This is a genomic window from Streptomyces sp. NPDC048389 (assembly GCF_040706335.1).
Lineage (GTDB): Bacteria > Actinomycetota > Actinomycetes > Streptomycetales > Streptomycetaceae > Streptomyces.
This window is the reverse complement of the sequence record NZ_JBEZKP010000020.1, coordinates 1-16,944: the sequence shown is the minus strand read 5'-3', so window position 1 is coordinate 16,944 and position 16,944 is coordinate 1. Positions and strand designations below refer to the sequence as shown.

At 70.3% G+C, this 16,944-nt stretch carries 15 protein-coding genes and 1 pseudogene; 10 read left to right on the top strand and 6 right to left on the bottom strand.

The window, feature by feature from the left end:
- Positions 1-79: 79 nt before the first annotated feature.
- On the top strand, positions 80-1,519 hold the full coding sequence (locus AB0903_RS16355) for a gamma-aminobutyraldehyde dehydrogenase (protein WP_366703244.1): 1,440 nt from the start codon (positions 80-82) through the stop codon (positions 1,517-1,519).
- A gap of 162 nt (positions 1,520-1,681) precedes the next feature.
- Positions 1,682-2,221, top strand: coding sequence for a hypothetical protein (locus AB0903_RS16350; protein WP_366703243.1), 540 nt, complete (start codon positions 1,682-1,684; stop codon positions 2,219-2,221).
- 24 nt (positions 2,222-2,245) lie between these two features.
- Here AB0903_RS16350 and AB0903_RS16345 read toward each other — a convergent pair.
- The 3 genes and pseudogenes from AB0903_RS16345 to AB0903_RS16335 form a co-directional block, all read right to left on the bottom strand.
- Positions 2,246-3,013: pseudogene (locus AB0903_RS16345) on the bottom strand (SAM-dependent methyltransferase).
- Positions 3,010-3,717 carry a glycerophosphodiester phosphodiesterase gene (locus AB0903_RS16340; RefSeq protein WP_366703241.1) on the bottom strand — a complete coding sequence of 236 codons (708 nt, stop codon included), beginning with the start codon at positions 3,715-3,717 and terminating at the stop codon, positions 3,010-3,012. Before AB0903_RS16340 ends, AB0903_RS16345 begins: the two are co-directional and overlap by 4 nt.
- A 1-nt stretch (position 3,718) precedes the next feature.
- Complete coding sequence (locus tag AB0903_RS16335; RefSeq protein WP_366703239.1) at positions 3,719-4,744, bottom strand: adenosine deaminase; 1,026 nt, start codon at positions 4,742-4,744, stop codon at positions 3,719-3,721.
- Positions 4,745-4,890: 146 nt separating this feature from the next.
- On the opposite strand from AB0903_RS16335, the gene AB0903_RS16330 reads away from it, so the two are divergent.
- Entirely contained in the window at positions 4,891-5,595 is a 705-nt protein-coding gene (locus AB0903_RS16330) for a DUF4190 domain-containing protein (protein WP_366703237.1), read from the top strand.
- Here the strand turns inward: AB0903_RS16330 and AB0903_RS16325 are convergent.
- Positions 5,585-6,139 (bottom strand): NADAR family protein, encoded by a 555-nt coding sequence (locus tag AB0903_RS16325; protein ID WP_366703235.1) that lies wholly within the window; start codon positions 6,137-6,139, stop codon positions 5,585-5,587. The genes AB0903_RS16330 and AB0903_RS16325 overlap by 11 nt on opposite strands.
- 176 nt (positions 6,140-6,315) lie before the next feature.
- Between AB0903_RS16325 and AB0903_RS16320 the strand changes: the two genes are divergently transcribed.
- The 7 genes from AB0903_RS16320 (at position 6,316) to AB0903_RS16290 (ending at position 14,140) form a co-directional block, all read left to right on the top strand.
- The gene (locus tag AB0903_RS16320) at positions 6,316-7,830 is read left to right on the top strand and encodes a gamma-aminobutyraldehyde dehydrogenase (RefSeq protein WP_366703233.1); all 1,515 of its coding nucleotides are present in this window, start codon (positions 6,316-6,318) and stop codon (positions 7,828-7,830) included.
- Between the two features lie 48 nt (positions 7,831-7,878).
- Positions 7,879-9,126: a spermidine/putrescine ABC transporter substrate-binding protein gene (locus AB0903_RS16315; protein WP_366703231.1), complete on the top strand. Its 1,248-nt coding sequence runs from the start codon at positions 7,879-7,881 to the stop codon at positions 9,124-9,126.
- Positions 9,127-9,163: 37 nt separating this feature from the next.
- Positions 9,164-10,315: an ABC transporter ATP-binding protein gene (locus tag AB0903_RS16310; protein ID WP_366703229.1), complete on the top strand. Its 1,152-nt coding sequence runs from the start codon at positions 9,164-9,166 to the stop codon at positions 10,313-10,315.
- On the top strand, positions 10,312-11,241 hold the full coding sequence (locus AB0903_RS16305; protein WP_366703227.1) for an ABC transporter permease: 930 nt from the start codon (positions 10,312-10,314) through the stop codon (positions 11,239-11,241). The genes AB0903_RS16310 and AB0903_RS16305 overlap by 4 nt, the downstream gene beginning before the upstream one ends.
- A complete protein-coding gene (locus AB0903_RS16300; protein WP_366703225.1) occupies positions 11,241-12,053 on the top strand; it encodes an ABC transporter permease in 813 nt (270 codons plus the stop codon). Before AB0903_RS16305 ends, AB0903_RS16300 begins: the two co-directional genes overlap by 1 nt.
- A gap of 18 nt (positions 12,054-12,071) precedes the next feature.
- Positions 12,072-13,484: an FAD-dependent oxidoreductase gene (locus tag AB0903_RS16295; protein ID WP_366703223.1), complete on the top strand. Its 1,413-nt coding sequence runs from the start codon at positions 12,072-12,074 to the stop codon at positions 13,482-13,484.
- Positions 13,485-13,708: 224 nt separating this feature from the next.
- On the top strand, positions 13,709-14,140 hold the full coding sequence (locus tag AB0903_RS16290; RefSeq protein WP_366703221.1) for a hypothetical protein: 432 nt from the start codon (positions 13,709-13,711) through the stop codon (positions 14,138-14,140).
- A 102-nt stretch (positions 14,141-14,242) separates the two neighbouring features.
- Here the strand turns inward: AB0903_RS16290 and AB0903_RS16285 are convergent, their stop codons facing one another.
- Both AB0903_RS16285 and gabT read right to left on the bottom strand, forming a co-directional pair.
- On the bottom strand, positions 14,243-14,812 hold the full coding sequence (locus AB0903_RS16285) for a phosphatase PAP2 family protein (RefSeq protein WP_366703219.1): 570 nt from the start codon (positions 14,810-14,812) through the stop codon (positions 14,243-14,245).
- A gap of 354 nt (positions 14,813-15,166) precedes the next feature.
- Positions 15,167-16,516, bottom strand: a complete 1,350-nt coding sequence (gene gabT / locus AB0903_RS16280) for a 4-aminobutyrate--2-oxoglutarate transaminase (protein WP_366703217.1) — start codon at positions 16,514-16,516, stop codon at positions 15,167-15,169.
- Positions 16,517-16,944 lie beyond the last annotated feature (428 nt).

Sequence of the window (16,944 nt, the reverse complement as noted above, 5' to 3'; positions counted from 1 at the left end):
GAGGACCTGTTGAAAAGCGCTGCGAAGCGATTAGGGTGGGGTGTCTCACCCATCGGACACGACAGGAGGGGTGGCAACAGTGACCACCGAGCTGCGTCGACTGCGCAACTACATCAACGGGGAGTTCAAGGACGCCGCCGACGGCCGGACGATCGATGTCGTCAACCCCGTCACCGGCGAGGCGTACGCCACGTCGCCGCTCTCCGGCCAGGCCGACGTCGACGCCGCCATGGACGCTGCCGCGGCTGCCTTCCCCGCCTGGCGCGACACCACGCCCGCCGAGCGGCAGAAGGTGCTACTCAAGATCGCCGACGCGTTCGAGGAGCGGGCGGAGGACCTGATCGCGGCAGAGTCGGAGAACACGGGCAAGCCGGTCGGGCTCACCCGCACCGAAGAGATCCCGCCGATGGTGGACCAGATCCGCTTCTTCGCGGGCGCCGCGCGCATGCTGGAGGGCCGCTCCGCGGGCGAGTACATGGAGGGCCTGACCTCGATCGTGCGCCGTGAGCCGGTCGGCGTCTGTGCGCAGGTCGCGCCGTGGAACTACCCCATGATGATGGCCGTCTGGAAGTTCGCCCCGGCGCTCGCCGCGGGAAACACCGTCGTGCTGAAGCCGTCCGACACCACGCCCGCGTCGACCGTGCTGATGGCCGAGATCATCGGCGCGATCGCGCCCAAGGGCGTCTTCAACGTCGTCTGCGGCGACCGCGACACCGGCCGCGCGATGGTCGAGCACCCGACCCCCGCGATGGCCTCCATCACCGGCTCCGTGCGGGCGGGCATCCAGGTCGCCGCGTCCGCGGCCAAGGACGTCAAGCGCGTCCACCTGGAGCTCGGCGGCAAGGCGCCGGTCGTGGTCTTCGAGGACACCGACATCGCCAAGGCCGTCGAGGACATCTCCGTGGCGGGCTTCTTCAACGCCGGCCAGGACTGCACCGCGGCGACCCGCGTGCTGGTGCACGAGTCGATCCACGACGAGTTCGTGGCCGCGCTGGCCAAGGCGGCGGCGGAGACGAAGACGGGCGCCCCGGACGACGAGGACGTGCTCTACGGTCCGCTGAACAACGCCAACCAGTTGAAGCAGGTCACCGGCTTCATCGACCGGCTGCCGGCGCACGCCAAGGTCGAGGCGGGCGGACAGCGGGTCGGTGACAAGGGGTACTTCTACGCCCCGACGGTCGTCTCCGGGCTCAAGCAGGACGACGAGATCATCCAGAACGAGGTGTTCGGCCCGGTCATCACCGTGCAGTCCTTCACCGACGAGGCGCAGGCCCTCGAGTGGGCGAACGACGTGGAGTACGCGCTGGCCTCCTCGGTGTGGACCAAGGACCACGCGCGGGCGATGCGCATGTCCAAGGCCCTGGACTTCGGCTGCGTGTGGATCAACACCCACATCCCGCTGGTGGCGGAGATGCCGCACGGCGGCTTCAAGAAGTCCGGCTACGGCAAGGACCTGTCGGCGTACGGCTTCGACGACTACACGCGCATCAAGCACGTGATGACGTCCCTCGACGGCTGACCTCGGCCCCTCCCGCAGGGGAAACGCTGCGCGCCCGGTGCACCGTGCACCGGGCGCGTTGTCGTGCGGCGGGCCGCGGGCGCGACTGCCGTCGCCCGTGCTGCGGCCGGAAGGGGCGACGCCTCGTTTTGAACGTGTTCACTTCTGTCGTAGGCTGCCCGTATGAGCGAGCGAGCAGCCCTCTTGCGGGGGATACGCGTCTGGTTGGGCTTCTTCGTCGTCTGCCTGGTGCTCAGTGGAGTGACCGCTTTTCCCCTGGTGACGGAGATGCGGTGGCTGGAGGGCCTGCTGAAGTCCTCCGCCTCGCCCGTGCCCGAGCAGTTGCCCGGCCTCATGGAGTGGATCGAGCGGGTACGGGAAGGGCTCGACGCCACAGAGGAGCAGTACCCCTTCGTGCTCTACGGCACGGACTGGCTCGCCTTCGCCCACCTGGTGATCGCCGTCGCCTTCTACGGGCCCTACCGCGACCCCGTCCGCAACGTCTGGGTCGTGGAGTTCGGCATGATCGCCTGCGCCGGGATCATCCCGCTCGCCCTGATCTGCGGCCCCATCAGGGGGATCCCCCTCTGGTGGTCGGTCGTGGACATGTCCTTCGGCGTCTTCGGGGTGATCCCGTTGTACCTCGTACGCCGCAGGATCAAGCGGCTCGAGGCGCTGACGGCGCCCGCCGTCGCACGGGAACCGGCACCGTCGGCGGCCTGACGCGACAGGCCGGCCGACCGACTGCTACGGCTTGCGGCCCACCGCGCCGAACTGTGCCACTTCCGTCGCCTCCGGCGCGCCCCAGCGCGCACACGAGACGATGCCCGGCTCGACGATCTCCAGACCGTCGAGGAAGGAGGCGAACTCCTCGCGGCTGCGTGCGGTGATGGGCGGAGTCGCGTTCTCGTTCCAGAACGCCATCGCCTCCGCGTTGCCATCGCCACCGAGCTCCAGGGTGGGGTGGGTGAGCACCAGGTGGCTGCCGGACGGCAGCGCGTCCATCAGGGTCCGGACGATCGACCGGGCCTTGTCGGTGTCGAGGACGAAGTTGAGGATGCCGAGCATCATCACGGCGACGGGACGGCTCAGGTCGAGCGTCTGCGAGGCGGACCGCAGGATGCCGTCGGGGCGTGTGCGTCCGCGTCCACGTACTCCGTGGCGCCCTCCCGGGTACCGGAGAGCAGGGCGCGTGCGTGGGTCAGCACGATCGGGTCGTTGTCCACGTAGACGATCCGCGCCTCGGGCGCGATGCGCTGCGCCGTGGGTGTTGTCCGCGGTCGGCAGCCCCGTGCCGATGTCGATGAACTGCCTGATCCCCGCCTCGGCCGCCAGATAGGACACCGACCGGCCGAGGAACGCGCGGTCGGCTCGGGCCACTTCGGCGATGCTCGGGAACATGCCGGCGACCTGCCTGCCGACCTCCTGGTCCACCGTGTAGTTGTCCTTGCCGCCCAGCCAGTAGTTCCGGACACGGGCGTTGTGGGCTATGTCGGTGCGGATCCGGTCTCTCAGCTGCGAGGTCCCTTCGGGGAGCGCGAGTCGTCCAGGACGGCCCTGAGGGCGTCGACCCTGTTCGTGGTGATCGAGTCGACGCCGCAGCCGATCAGTCGTCGCATCGTACGGCGGGTGTCCGCCGTCCACGCGGAGACCAGCAGACCGTCCCGGTGCACACGGTCCGTCAACTCCGGCCCCACCAGGCCGAAACGGTAGTTGAGCCAGCGCGGCTTCACGGCTTCCAGCAGCACGGGACGCGGCGGGGCGAGCGTCGTCCAGGTCATGGCGATCTCCGCGGAGGCGTCGGCCGCCCGCACCGCCAGCATCGTCGCGGGGCCCGCGCAGTAGTAGACGTGCTCGCCGGCGCCGCAGTCGCGGACGGTGTCCACCACCCTGCGCACCGACTCCGGTGTCGCGCCGGGCAGGTCGATCATCAGCCGGTGCCCGCCGAGGACGGTCAGTGCCTCGCGCAGGGTCGGCACACCTCCATGGGTGAGGGAGTCGACCTCGGCCTTCCTGAGCCCCGCCAGCGGCCGGTCATGCCTCCACAGCCGCTTGAGCGTCGCGTCGTGGAGCAGCACGGGCACACCGTCGCCGGTGAGCCGCACATCGATCTCGACCGCGTCCCCGCCCCGTTCGAGGGCCGAGCGCAGCGAGGGCAGGGTGTTCTCACGGAACCGGTACGGGTCACCCCGGTGTGCGACCACCGTCACCGCGCGCATGTCAGCGGGCCAGCCACTCGGTGGTGTACGTGTCGATCTCCGAGACGATCCTGGCCTTGCCGGCCGGGTCGAGGAACGACGCCTCCACGGCGTTCTTCGCGAGGGCGGCGACGCCGCGCTCGTCCAGCTCCAGCAGTCGGGCGGCGACCGCGTACTCGTTGTTGAGGTCGGTGCCGAACATCGGCGGGTCGTCGCTGTTGATCGTCACCAGCACTCCGGCGGCGACCATCTCCCTGATCGGGTGCTCGTCGAGGCGGGCGACCGCGCGGGTGGCGATGTTGGAGGTGGGGCACACCTCCAGCGGGATGCGGTGCTCGGCCAGATGCGCCAGCAGTGCGGGGTCCTGCACCGAGCTGGTGCCGTGCCCGATGCGCTCGGCGCCCAGGTCGTTCAGCGCGTCCCAGACGGTCTGCGGCCCGGTCGTCTCGCCCGCGTGCGGTACCGAGTGCAGTCCGGCGGCGATCGCGCGGTCGAAGTACGGCTTGAACTGGGGGCGCGGGACCCCGACCTCCGGGCCGCCGAGGCCGAAGGAGACCAGTCCTTCCGGGTGCAGGTCGACGGCGAGCCGCGCGGTCTCCTCCGCGGCCTCGAGGCCGGCCTCGCCGGGGATGTCGAAGCACCAGCGCAGCACCACCCCGAGCTCGGTCTCCGCCGCTCTGCGGGCGTCCTCGATGGCGGCCATGAACGCCTTCTCCTCGATGCCGCGGCGGGTGGAGCTGAAGGGCGTGACGGTCAGTTCGGCGTACCGGATGTTCTGCCGCGCCATGTCACGGGCGACCTCGAAGGTGAGCAGCCGTACGTCGTCAGGTGTGCGGATCAGGTCCACGACCGTCAGATAGACCTCGATGAAGTGCGCGAAGTCGGTGAAGGTGAAGTAGTCGGCGAGCGCCTCGTGATCGGTGGGGACCTTCGAGTCCGGGTGGTTCGCCGCCAGTTCGGCGACGATCCGGGGAGAGGCGGAACCGACATGGTGCACATGCAGTTCGGCCTTGGGCAGCCCTGCGACGAAGGGGTGCAGATCGGTCATCGGTTCCTCCGAGTACGGCGTGCCGCTCCTGCCCGGGGGCAGGTCCTGAGTGCCGGGCGGTGGTGTGCCCGGGGATCATCGTAGGCGGCGCTCCGGAGCGTGAAGCCAAGGCCGTAACATGGCCGGACCACCGATGGGGGAGAACCATGTCCGACAACCAGGCCCAGCCGCCCGGCGGGCCTCAGCCGAACGATCCGTGGGCTCCGCCGGAGAACGGCAGCGCCGCCGGCGGCGTACCCATGGACAAGCCGGTGGCGACCCCGCCGCCGAGCGTGCACGACCAGCAGACGGTCATCTCGATGCCGGGCGCCGACGACACGGGTTCCGTACCGCCGCCGCCCGTCGCACCCGGCGGCCCCGCCCCCGCCCAGCCCTCCGCGGGAGCCTACGGCTACCCGGCCGCTCCGAGCATGCCGCAGCCCCCGGCCGCCGGCGCGCCCGGCTACGGTGCCCCCGATCCGTACGGCGCCGGCTACCCGGGCTACCCCGGGTACGGCCAGACCGCCGGGTGGCAGCAGCAGCCGGCCAACGGTATGGGCATCACGGCGATGGTGCTCGGCATCCTCTCCGTCTGCCTCTTCTGCCTGTACGGCGTCGTCGCCATCGTCCTCGGCATCCTGGCGCTGATCTTCGGCATCCTCGGCCGCAAGCGCGCCCAGCGGGGCGAGGCCACCAACGGCGGCATGGCGCTGGCGGGCATCATCCTCGGCGTGTGCGGCATCGTCATCGGGGCCGTCGTCATCGCGCTGCTCGCCTGGGGCATCACCACGGCGATCAACGAGGAGAAGAAGAACAACGACTACGACTACGACAGCTACTCCAACCAGCTGGTCGTCGACGTCACCCGCTGACGCCGCCGCGTAGCTCCTCGCGCGCCTCCATCAGCGCGAATCCCAGCAGGTTCAGCCCGCGCCAGCGCGCGGGGTCCTGCGCCCGCTCGTCGTCCGAGGCCAGTCCGATGCCCCAGACGCGGTCCATGGGACTGGCCTCGACGAGCACCCGGTGCCCCGTGCCCAGCAGGAAGCCGCGCAGCGCCGCGTCCTGCCCGAACTTGTGAACACTGCCCGAGCGCACGACGGCGAACCGCTCGCGCTCCCATATCGTGTCGTCGAAGCCGCGCACCAGCCGCCCCGCCTTCTTGGCCTCCGCAGGTGTCCGCGCGGCCAGAGCCGCCCGCTCCGCCTCGGCGTCGCCGAAGAGCCGGGCCTTGGCCGCCATCATCCAGTGCTCCGCCGTCTCGTACCGCACGCCGTCCACCTCGAACGGCGACGGCCACCACTGACTGAGGCAGCTCGCGCCGAGCGTGCCGTCCCCGCGCGGCCTGTGCCCCCAGAAGTGCAGGTACTTGACCCGCCGGCCCTCGGCCGTCAGCTTGATCAGCTCGTCGATCCCCATGACACACGAGTCTGGCAGCCGCCACTGACACCTCGTCCTGCCGAAGGCGCGCTGACACGACACTTGGTCGACCGATTCCGTCGCGTAATCAAATGGCAACAACGGAATCCCTTGTTGCATGGGTCACTCTCTGCCAGGATCGGCACTCAATTCGAGCTGGGACTACGGAGAGCGCTATGGGCAACCGCTACCGGACACAGGACCGCTTCGCGGCCGGTGCGCAGTACATCGGAGGCAGGCTGCGCCCCGGTACCTCGGGACGCACCCAGGACATCGTCGACCCGGCCACGGGCGAGACGGTCCACACCTATGAACTGGCCGGCACCGCGGACGTGGACGCGGCCGTCACGGCCGCCCGGGGCGCGCTGCCCGGCTGGGCCGGAGCCACTCCGGCAGAGCGCTCCGACGCGCTGCACCGCTTCGCCGGGGTCCTCGCCGACCGGGCGGACGAGTTCGCCGGCGCGGAATCGCTCCAGTGCGGCAAACCTCTCAGACTGACCACCGAGTTCGACGTCCCCGGCAGCGTCGACAACACCGCCTTCTTCGCCGGTGCGGCCCGCCATCTCCAGGGCCAGTCCGCCGGTGAGTACAGCGGTGACCACACCTCCTACGTACGGCGGGAGCCGATCGGCACGGTCGGCTCCATCGCCCCCTGGAACTACCCCCTGCAGATGGCCGCGTGGAAGATCCTTCCGGCCGTCGCCGCAGGTAATACCATCGTTCTCAAACCCGCCGAGATCACCCCGCTCACCTCACTGATGTTCGCCCAGGCGGCGACCGAGGCAGGCATCCCCGACGGCGTCGTCAACATCGTCAGCGGCGCGGGCAGGGACGCCGGCGAGCATCTCGTCGGCCACCCGGACATCGCCATGACCTCCTTCACCGGCTCGACCGCCGTCGGCAAACGCGTCGCACGCGTCGCCACCGACACCGTCAAGCGCCTCCACCTCGAACTGGGCGGCAAGGCCCCCTTCGTGGTCTTCGACGACGCCGACCTCGAGGCCGCCGCGCACGGGGCCGTCGCCGGATCGCTCATCAACACCGGCCAGGACTGCACCGCCGCCACCCGCGCCTACGTCCAGCGGCCGCTGTACGACGCCTTCGTCGGCGCCGTCGCCGACCTGATGGCGACGGTCCGGCTCGGCGACCCGTTCGACCCGGCCACCGATCTCGGCCCGCTCGTCTCCCACGCGCAGCGCGACCGCGTCGCCGCGTTCGTCGACCGGGCCCGCGGCTACGCCACCGTCGTCACCGGCGGCGAGGCGCCCGGCGGCGATCTCGAGAACGGCGCCTACTACCTGCCCACGCTCGTCACCGGCGCCGCACAGGACAGCGAGATCGTGCAGTCCGAGATCTTCGGGCCCGTCCTCGTCGTGCTGCCCTTCGACACCGATGACGAGGGCATCGCGCTCGCCAACGACACCCCCTACGGACTGGCCGCCTCGGCCTGGACCAGGGACGTCTACCGCGCCGGGCGGGCCACCCGCGAGATCAGGGCCGGCTGCGTGTGGGTCAACGACCACATCCCGATCATCAGCGAGATGCCCCACGGCGGATACCGGGCCAGTGGCTTCGGAAAGGACATGTCGGCGTACTCCTTCGAGGAGTACACGCAGGTCAAGCACGTGATGTACGACAACACCGCCACGGTCCGCAAGGACTGGCACCGCACCATCTTCCAAGGCCGATAGCCGGCGGCCGTCCCTCCGGCGGCCATCCACCCGAAAGGGCAGAGCGTCATGGAGCAGTACGAGACCGAGCGCCTCTCAGCGGCCCAGCTTGCGGCCGTGCGGCGCAGCCTGACCAGCGGACGGGGGGCCCTCTCCCGCCGTTCGCTGCTGCGCGCCTCGGGCGCCGGCGTCTTCGCCGCCGGCGGTGCGGCGATCCTCAGCGGCTGCGGCATCCCGCCCGCCAAGCGGGAAGGCGGGGCGGCCGACTCCGACGACCACTCGGACAAGGAGAAACAGGTCAACTTCTCCAACTGGACCGAGTACATGGACACCAGCGAGGACGGGAAGAGCCGCCCCACCCTCGCGGCGTTCACCAAGCGCACCGGGATCAAGGTCAAGTACACCGAGGACATCAACGACAACGTCGAGTTCTTCGGCAAGATCCAGCCGCAGCTGGCGGCCGGGCAGGACACCGGCCGCGACCTGATCAACGTCACCGACTGGCTGGCGGCCCGGATCATCCGGCTCGGCTGGGCCCAGAAGCTCGACCCCTCGCTGCTGCCGCACGCCTACGCCAACCTCTCCTCCCAGTTCCGCACCGTCGACTGGGACCCGGGCCGGGCCTACTCGTACCCGTGGACCGGCATCCCGTGCGTCATCGCCTACAACTCCAAGGCGACCCGCGGACGCAAGGTCGACTCCGTCACCCAGCTGCTCGACGACCCGTCGCTCAAGGGCCGGGTCGGGTTCCTCACCGAGATGCGCGACACGGTCGGCATGACCATGCTCGACATGGGCAAGGACCCCGCCTCCTTCACCGACGCCGACTTCGACGCCGCCGTCGGCCGTCTCCAGAAGGGCGTCGACAAGAACCAGATCCGCCGCTTCACCGGCAACGACTACACCGCGGACCTGGCCAAGGGCGACATCGCCGCCTGTCTCGCCTGGGCCGGTGACGTCATCCAGCTCCAGGCCGACAACCCGGACATCAAGTACGCCATCCCCGCCGCCGGATACGTCACGGCCACCGACAACCTGCTGGTCCCGGCGCAGGCCAGGCACCGCAAGAACGCCACCCGGCTGATCGACTACTACTACGAGCTGCCCGTCGCCGCACAGCTCGCCGCATACATCAACTATGTGTGTCCGGTCGCCGGAGTCGGCGCCGAACTCGCCAAGATCGACCCCGCGCTGGCCGAGAACCCGCTGATCATCCCGGACGAGGCCATGGCCGCCAAGTCCCACTCGTTCCGCTCGCTCTCCGCAGAGGAAGAGACGGCGTACGAGGAGAAGTTCGCCAAGCTCATCGGCGCCTGACCGTCCCCTTCCCCCGAGACACCTGGGATCGCGACCCATGACTGACAAGCAAGCGGGCGGCGACGTCCGCCTCTCCGGGATCAGCAAGACGTACGGCTCCTTCACGGCCGTCCATCCGCTGGACCTGACCGTCCCGCAGGGCTCCTTCTTCGCCCTGCTCGGCGCCTCGGGCTGCGGCAAGACCACCACACTGCGGATGATCGCCGGACTGGAGGACCCCACCACGGGCACCGTCCGGCTCGGTGACAAGGACGTCACCGCCCTCCCGCCGCACAGACGCCCCGTCAACACGGTCTTCCAGAGCTACGCGCTCTTCCCCCATCTGAACATCTACGAGAACGTCGCCTTCGGTCTGCGCCGCCGCGGTGTCAAGTCCGTGAAGAAGCAGGTCGACGACATGCTGGAGCTCGTCCAGCTCGGCGACTTCGCCCGGCGCAAGCCGCACCAGCTCTCCGGCGGACAGCAGCAGCGTGTCGCCGTCGCCCGCGCCCTCATCAACCACCCCCAGGTCCTGCTGCTCGACGAACCGCTGGGCGCGCTCGACCTCAAACTGCGCCGCCAGATGCAGCTCGAGCTCAAACGCATCCAGACCGAGGTCGGTATCACCTTCGTGCACGTCACCCACGACCAGGAGGAGGCCATGACGATGGCCGACACGGTCGCGGTGATGAACGGGGGCAGGGTCGAGCAGCTGGGCCCGCCCGCGGAGCTGTACGAGAACCCGCGGACCACGTTCGTCGCCAACTTCCTCGGCACCTCCAACCTGATCGAGGCCGAGGTCGTCCGGAACTCCGGCGGCGAGGTCGTCGTCACCGCCGGCGGCGGCAAGCTCCGGCTGCCGGCCGGACGCTGCCCCGACGCCACCCCCACCGGCGGCAGGCTCCGCGTCGGCATCCGTCCGGAGAAGATCTCCCTCACCCCCGCCGCCGACGCGGACGCCGTCCCCGCCGGCCGCAACTCCGTCACCGGCCGGATCACCGACTCCTCCTTCATCGGCGTCTCCACGCAGTACGTCGTCGAAAGCCCGGCCGGCAAGGGACTCGAGGTCTACGCACAGAACGTCGAGCACCGCGCGGGCCTCGAGCCGGGTGCCGAGGTCGTCCTGCACTGGAACCCGGAGCACACCTTCGGCCTGAACGCCGCCCAGGCCATCGACGCCGGTGTGGAGACGCTGGGGGAGACGGCATGACCGTCACCGAGGCACCGCCCCTCTCCCCGGCCCCGGCGCAGCCGCCCGTCCACCGGACCCCGGTGCGCCGCAGACTGGTCCCGTACTGGCTGCTGCTGCCCGGCATCCTGTGGCTCGTCGTCTTCTTCGTACTGCCGCTCGTCTACCAGGCGTCGACGTCCGTGCAGACGGGCTCCCTGGAAGAGGGCTACGAGGTCACCTGGCACTTCGCCACCTACTGGGAGGCGCTCAGCGAGTACTACCCGCAGTTCCTGCGCTCGCTGCTCTACGCGGGCACCGCCACGGCCCTGTGCCTGATGCTGGGCTACCCGCTCGCCTATCTGATCGCGTTCCGGGCCGGCCGCTGGCGCAACGTACTGCTGGTGCTGGTCATCGCCCCCTTCTTCACCAGTTTCCTGATCCGCACGCTGGCCTGGAAGACGATCCTCGCGGACGGCGGCCCGGTGGTCGACGTCCTGAACACCGTCGGCTTCCTGGACGTCACCAGCTGGCTCGGCATGACCGCGGGCGACCGGGTCCTCGCCACGCCTCTCGCGGTGGTCACCGGTCTGACGTACAACTTCCTGCCGTTCATGATCCTGCCGCTCTACACCTCGCTGGAGCGGATCGACCCGCGGCTCCACGAGGCGGCCGGCGACCTGTACGCCAGGCCGTCCACCACCTTCCGCAAGGTGACCCTGCCGCTGTCCATGCCGGGCGTGGTCTCCGGGACGCTGCTGACCTTCATCCCGGCCAGCGGCGACTACGTCAACGCCCAGCTGCTGGGCTCCACCGACACCCGCATGATCGGAAACGTCATCCAGTCGCAGTTCCTGCGCGTTCTCGACTATCCGACGGCGGCGGCGCTGTCGTTCATCCTGATGGCCGTCGTCCTGCTCACGGTCACCGTCTACATCCGCCGGGCCGGAACGGAGGACCTGGTCTGATGCCGCGACACGCAACGAACTGGCTGAAGCGCAACCTCGTGGTCATCGCGGGCCTGCTCACGCTCGCCTATCTGATCCTGCCGAACATCGTCGTGATGGTGTTCTCCTTCAACAAGCCGGCCGGGCGCTTCAACTACGCCTGGCGGGAGTTCTCCACCGACGCGTGGCGCGACCCGTGCGGTGTCGCCGATCTCTGCGGCTCGCTCACCCTGTCCCTCCAGATCGCGCTGTGGGCGACGATCGGGGCCACGGTCCTCGGCGGGATGATCGCCTTCGCGCTCGTCCGCTACCGCTTCCGGGCCCGCGGCACGATCAACTCGCTGATCTTCCTGCCGATGGCCATGCCCGAGGTGGTCATGGCGGCCTCGCTGCTCACCCTCTTCCTCAACATGGGTGCCCAGCTGGGCTTCTGGACCATCCTCATCGCCCACACCATGTTCTGCCTGAGCTTCGTCGTGGTGGCGGTGAAGGCACGCGTCATGTCGATGGACCCGAGGCTGGAGGAAGCCGCGCGGGACCTGTACGCCGGACCGGTGCAGACCTTCCTGCGGGTCACCCTCCCGATCGCCGCCCCCGGCATCGCGGCGGGCGCGATGCTGGCCTTCGCCCTGTCCTTCGACGACTTCATCATCACCAACTTCAACTCGGGCAGCACCGTCACCTTCCCCATGTTCGTCTGGGGCTCGGCGCAACGCGGTACGCCCGTCCAGATCAACGTCATCGGCACCGCCATGTTCGCCCTCGCCGTGCTGATCGTGGCCGGCGCCCAGATCGTCACCGACCGCCGCAGGAAACGCGCGCTTTCGCAGTAGCACGAAGGAGTGGGAACCATGGCCCCAGCAGCCATGAACACGGCCCGATCGCTCTCCGACGCCCGGCCGGCGCCCTTCTGGCTCGAGGACCCCGGCAAGCCCGACCCGCTGCCCGCCCTCGCCGGCGACGAGCGGTGCGACCTCCTCGTCGTCGGCGGCGGCTACAGCGGTCTGTGGACCGCGCTGCTCGCCAAGGAACGCGACCCCGGGCGGGACGTCGTCCTGATCGAGGGCAGGGAGGCGGGCTGGGCCGCCTCCGGCCGCAACGGAGGCTTCTGCGCCGCTTCCCTCACCCACGGCCTGGGCAACGGACTCGCCCGCTGGCCGGACGAACTGACGAAACTGGAGGAACTCGGCGCGCGCAACCTCGGTGCCATCGAGGAGACCGTCGCGCGCTACGGAATCGACTGCGACTTCGAACGCACCGGCGAGATCGACGTCGCCACCGAGCCCCACCAGCTCGCCGAGCTCCAGGAGATGCACGAACAGGCCACCCGGCTCGGCTTCACCGGCCTCGAACTCCTCGACGCGGAAGCAGTACGGGCGGAGGTCGACTCGCCGACCTTCCTCGGCGGGCTGTGGGACCGGCAGGGTGTGGCGATGCTCCACCCGGCGAAGCTGGCCTGGGGCCTGAAGCGGACCTGCCTGGACCTCGGTGTCCGCATCTACGAGAACACCCCCGGACTGCGACTGGCCGCATCCGGTCCGGGGATCGTCGTGCGCACCCCGTACGGCCGGGTCCTCGCCCACCGGGTGGCCCTCGGCACCAACGTCTTCCCCTCGCTGATCCGGCGTGTGCGTGCCTACACCGTCCCCGTCTACGACTACGCGCTGATGACCGAGCCGCTCAGCGCCCCCCAACTCGCCTCCGTGGGCTGGAAACGGCGCCAGGGGCTCGGCGACAGCGCCAACCAGTTCCACTACTTCCGCATCACGGCCGACCATCGCATCCTGTGGGGCGGCTACGACGCGGTCTACCCCTTCGGCGGCAAGGTGAGCGCCGAGATGGACCACCGGCCCCAGACGTATCTCAGGCTCGCTGAGCACTTCTTCCGCTGCTTCCCCCAGCTCGAAGGGCTCCGCTTCAGTCACGCCTGGGGCGGCGCCATCGACACCTGTACGCGCTTCTCGCCCTTCTTCGGCACCGCGCACGCCGGCAGGGTCGCCTACGCGGCAGGCTTCACGGGTCTGGGCGTCGGCGCGACCCGGTTCGGCGCGGACGTCATGCTGGACCTGCTCTCCGGCGAGCGGACCGAGCGGACGGAACTCGAGATGGTCCGCAGCAAGCCCCTCCCGTTCCCGCCGGAACCGGTGGCCTGGGCCGGGATCGGTCTCACCAAGTGGTCCCTGGCCAGGGCCGACGCCAACGGCGGCCGCCGCAATCTCTGGCTGCGGACGATGGACCGTCTCGGTCTCGGCTTCGACAGCTGACCGGACCGCACCTGTCAGGCCCCCGCACCTGACTGCACCGCGCCGGTCCGGACCGTACCTGTCCGGACCGGCGCGGTGCAGTCAGGTGCGCGTGGGGCAGGTCACTCCCGACGGGCAGCCGAAGTCACGTAATGGAACGGCCGCATCCCTCCTCTCCTTCATGCGGAAGTACTGATGGCACGGAGGGAGATCAGGAGACGCGCGGCTCGGGGGCAAGGAACGCGGTGGAATGGCTGGCGGCGGTGGCGCCGGATCCGGACGCCTGCCGGTGGGAGTGGGAACGGATCGAGCACGGAGTCGCGCTCCTGCCCGCCGGCCGGCGCTGGGACGTACTGATCCTCCCGGGCGCACTGGGCTTTCCCACGCTGGACGTGCCGACCCGGCTGGTCGGCCGGCCCGGCCCGGTCCTGGCCGATTCCGAAGAGTCGCGCATCGGCTTCTTCGTACCGCCGGGCACCGCCGGACGGTGGCTGGGCACGGGAGTGCGGAACGCGGGGCACGGCACCTGGATCGTCGTGCCGTACTCGGGCCGGGCGGCCGGGGGAGTGCGCTCGCTGGTCGCCCCCGACGGGTCGGGCGCCCTCACCGACCCCTCGCTGCTGGAGCCAGCGATGCATGAGGCGGCGGCCGGTATGGCTCGCGGGCCGGAGGGCTGACCGGCCCCTCATGAACACGACGAACCGCGGCTCCTGCCACGACCCACGGCACCTGGCCCGCCCTGCGCCGGCTGATGACCTGGTCCGTCAACTGGGACCGCTTCAACCAGTACGAGTTCTCGAGGAACTTCGACGCCTGTCCGAGGCGCTGAAGAAGGGCAGCACCGCCCCGAACAGGCACAGACTGCCCACCACGTCCAGCGGCCAGTGATAGCCGCGCAGCACCAGGCCGATGCCCGTCGCCGCCGTCAGCACCACGGCGACGGGCATCGCCCACCTCCGCCGCAGATACGGCGTGACGAGCAGCGCCGCTGTTCCGTAGGCGACCATCGCCGTCGCCGTGTGGCCCGACGGATACCAGCCGGTGCTGCCCGGCTCCAGCGGGGCCGGACGCGCGACGAGGAGCTTCAGCGGAACCACGAGTGCGGGCACCGCCGCCATCATTGCCACGGCCGCCAGTGCCGCCGGCCACTGCCGTCGGTCACGCACCAGGACGTACCCCACCGCCGCGGCCGCCACGGGCAGCGCGACGGCCGTGTTCCCCAGATCCGCGAACAGCTCCGCGACGGCGGTGGGCCCGGCGCCGAACAGGGCGCGGCCCAGCGCCACGTCCGCCGCGAACAGCGGTCCTTCGACCACCACCTGCCAGGTGATCACCGCGAAGAGCACCACGCACAGACCGACGGCGGCGCCCGAACGCCGAGAGGCCGGCCACCTCGGAACAGGGGGGGTGGTTCCGAAATGGCCGGCCGGACCGGTGTGCCGCGCGCCCCGGGGGGTTTGGGGCGGGCGGCCATCCGATCGGTGAGGAGTTCCGGAGCCTGAAGCTCCAGTGGTGTGCGCGAGGGCACGACCAGGTCGGAGCTGGGGAGGCTCCGGCCCGGGACCGCCCGCAGTCTCCTGCGAGCGGGGTGTATCTCTCATCTGCAGAGACCGTACGCCAGGCGGAAGGGGACCGACAGCCGGATTCCCATCCCGCCATCGGCCCCCCACAGCTTCTTCACAGAGCGGTTCCGTCGCCGCCGGTCAGACGCGCGCGAACGCCTGCTCGAGAATGTCGAGACCCTCGTTCAGCAGGTCCTCGCCGATCACCAGCGGCGGCAGGAAGCGCAGCACATTGCCGTACGTGCCGCAGGTCAGCACGAGCAGACCCTCGGCGTGGCACGCCTTGGCGAGCGCGCCGGCCGCCTCGGGGTTCGGCTCCTTTGTCGCCGGGTCCTTCACCAGCTCGATCGCGATCATCGCGCCGCGGCCGCGGATGTCACCGATACTGCATCCGATCTTGTCGGCGTACTTCTCCTGCATCGCGGCCAGGCGGCCCTTCATGACCTCCTCGATCCGGCGTGCCTTGCCGTTGAGGTCCTGCTCCTTCATCGTCTCGATGGAGCCGAGCGCACCGGCACAGGCCACCGGGTTGCCGCCGTACGTGCCGCCCAGGCCGCCGGCGTGCGCGGCGTCCATGATCTCGGCGCGGCCGGTCACCGCGGCGAGCGGCAGACCGCCGGCGATGCCCTTGGCCGTGGTGATCAGGTCCGGGACGATGCCCTCGTCCTCGCAGGCGAACCACTGGCCGGTGCGGCAGAAACCGGACTGGATCTCGTCGGCGACGAACACGATGCCGTTGTCGTTCGCGAACTTCACGACCGCAGGGAGGAAGCCCTTCGCCGGCTCGATGAAGCCGCCCTCGCCGAGCACCGGCTCGATGATGATCGCCGCGACGTTCTCCGCGCCGACCTGCTTGGTGATCTGGTCGATCGCCTGGGCCGCGGCCTCCGGGCCGCAGTTCTCCGGACCGGTCGGCCAGCGGTAGCCGTACGCCACCGGCACGCGGTACACCTCGGGCGCGAACGGGCCGAAGCCGTGCTTGTACGGCATGTTCTTGGCGGTCAGCGCCATCGTGAGGTTCGTACGGCCGTGATAGCCGTGGTCGAAGACCACGACCGCCTGGCGCTTGGTGTGCGCGCGGGCGATCTTGACGGCGTTCTCGACGGCCTCGGCGCCGCTGTTGAACAGCGCGGACTTCTTGGCGTGGTCGCCCGGCGTCAGCTCGGCGAGTTGCTCGCACACTTCCACGTAGCCCTCGTACGGGGTCACCATGAAGCACGTGTGGGTGAAGTCCTGCAGCTGGGCGGTCGCCCGGCGCACGACGGCCTCTGCGGACGCGCCGACCGATGTCACGGCGATGCCGGAGCCGAAGTCGATCAGACGGTTCCCGTCGACGTCCTCGATGATCCCGCCGCCGGCCCGGGCCGTGAACACGGGCAGCACGGACCCCACACCACCGGCGACCGTCGCGGTGCGGCGGGCCTGCAGCTCGATCGACTTCGGACCGGGGATGGCGGTGACGACGCGGCGCTCCTGCGGGATTGCGGTCATGCGGGGCTCCTGGGGGTGTTTCCGGACGCTTGATGTCTTTCTCCGCAGGCTAGGTGCGGGGCGGGGCAGCGGGCATGCGCCGATCGGGAGTGTTGAGCGTCTGTCGTTGTCCGCGACGGCCATACGGCCCCGGGGCGGGCGGCCCTGGCTCTGCCGGTGGCGGGTCGGGCGCGGCCGGGTCTGTGGGTGTGGCCGGCCGTGGGGCGGGGTGGCTGCGCTGGTGGGTGGTGCGGGGGCGCCGGGCGGCCTCGGCGCCGTGGCTGTTCGGGCCTGGCCGGTCTGTGGGTGTGGCGGGCCGTGGGGCGGGTCGGGCCTGGCCGGGTCTGCGGGTGTGCTGCGCCTGTGCGGGGCGTGGCTGTGTTGGTGGTGGGTGGCGGGGGGCGGGGCCTCCGGAGGGGGGTGTCCGGAATGGCTTTCCTCACCGCGCT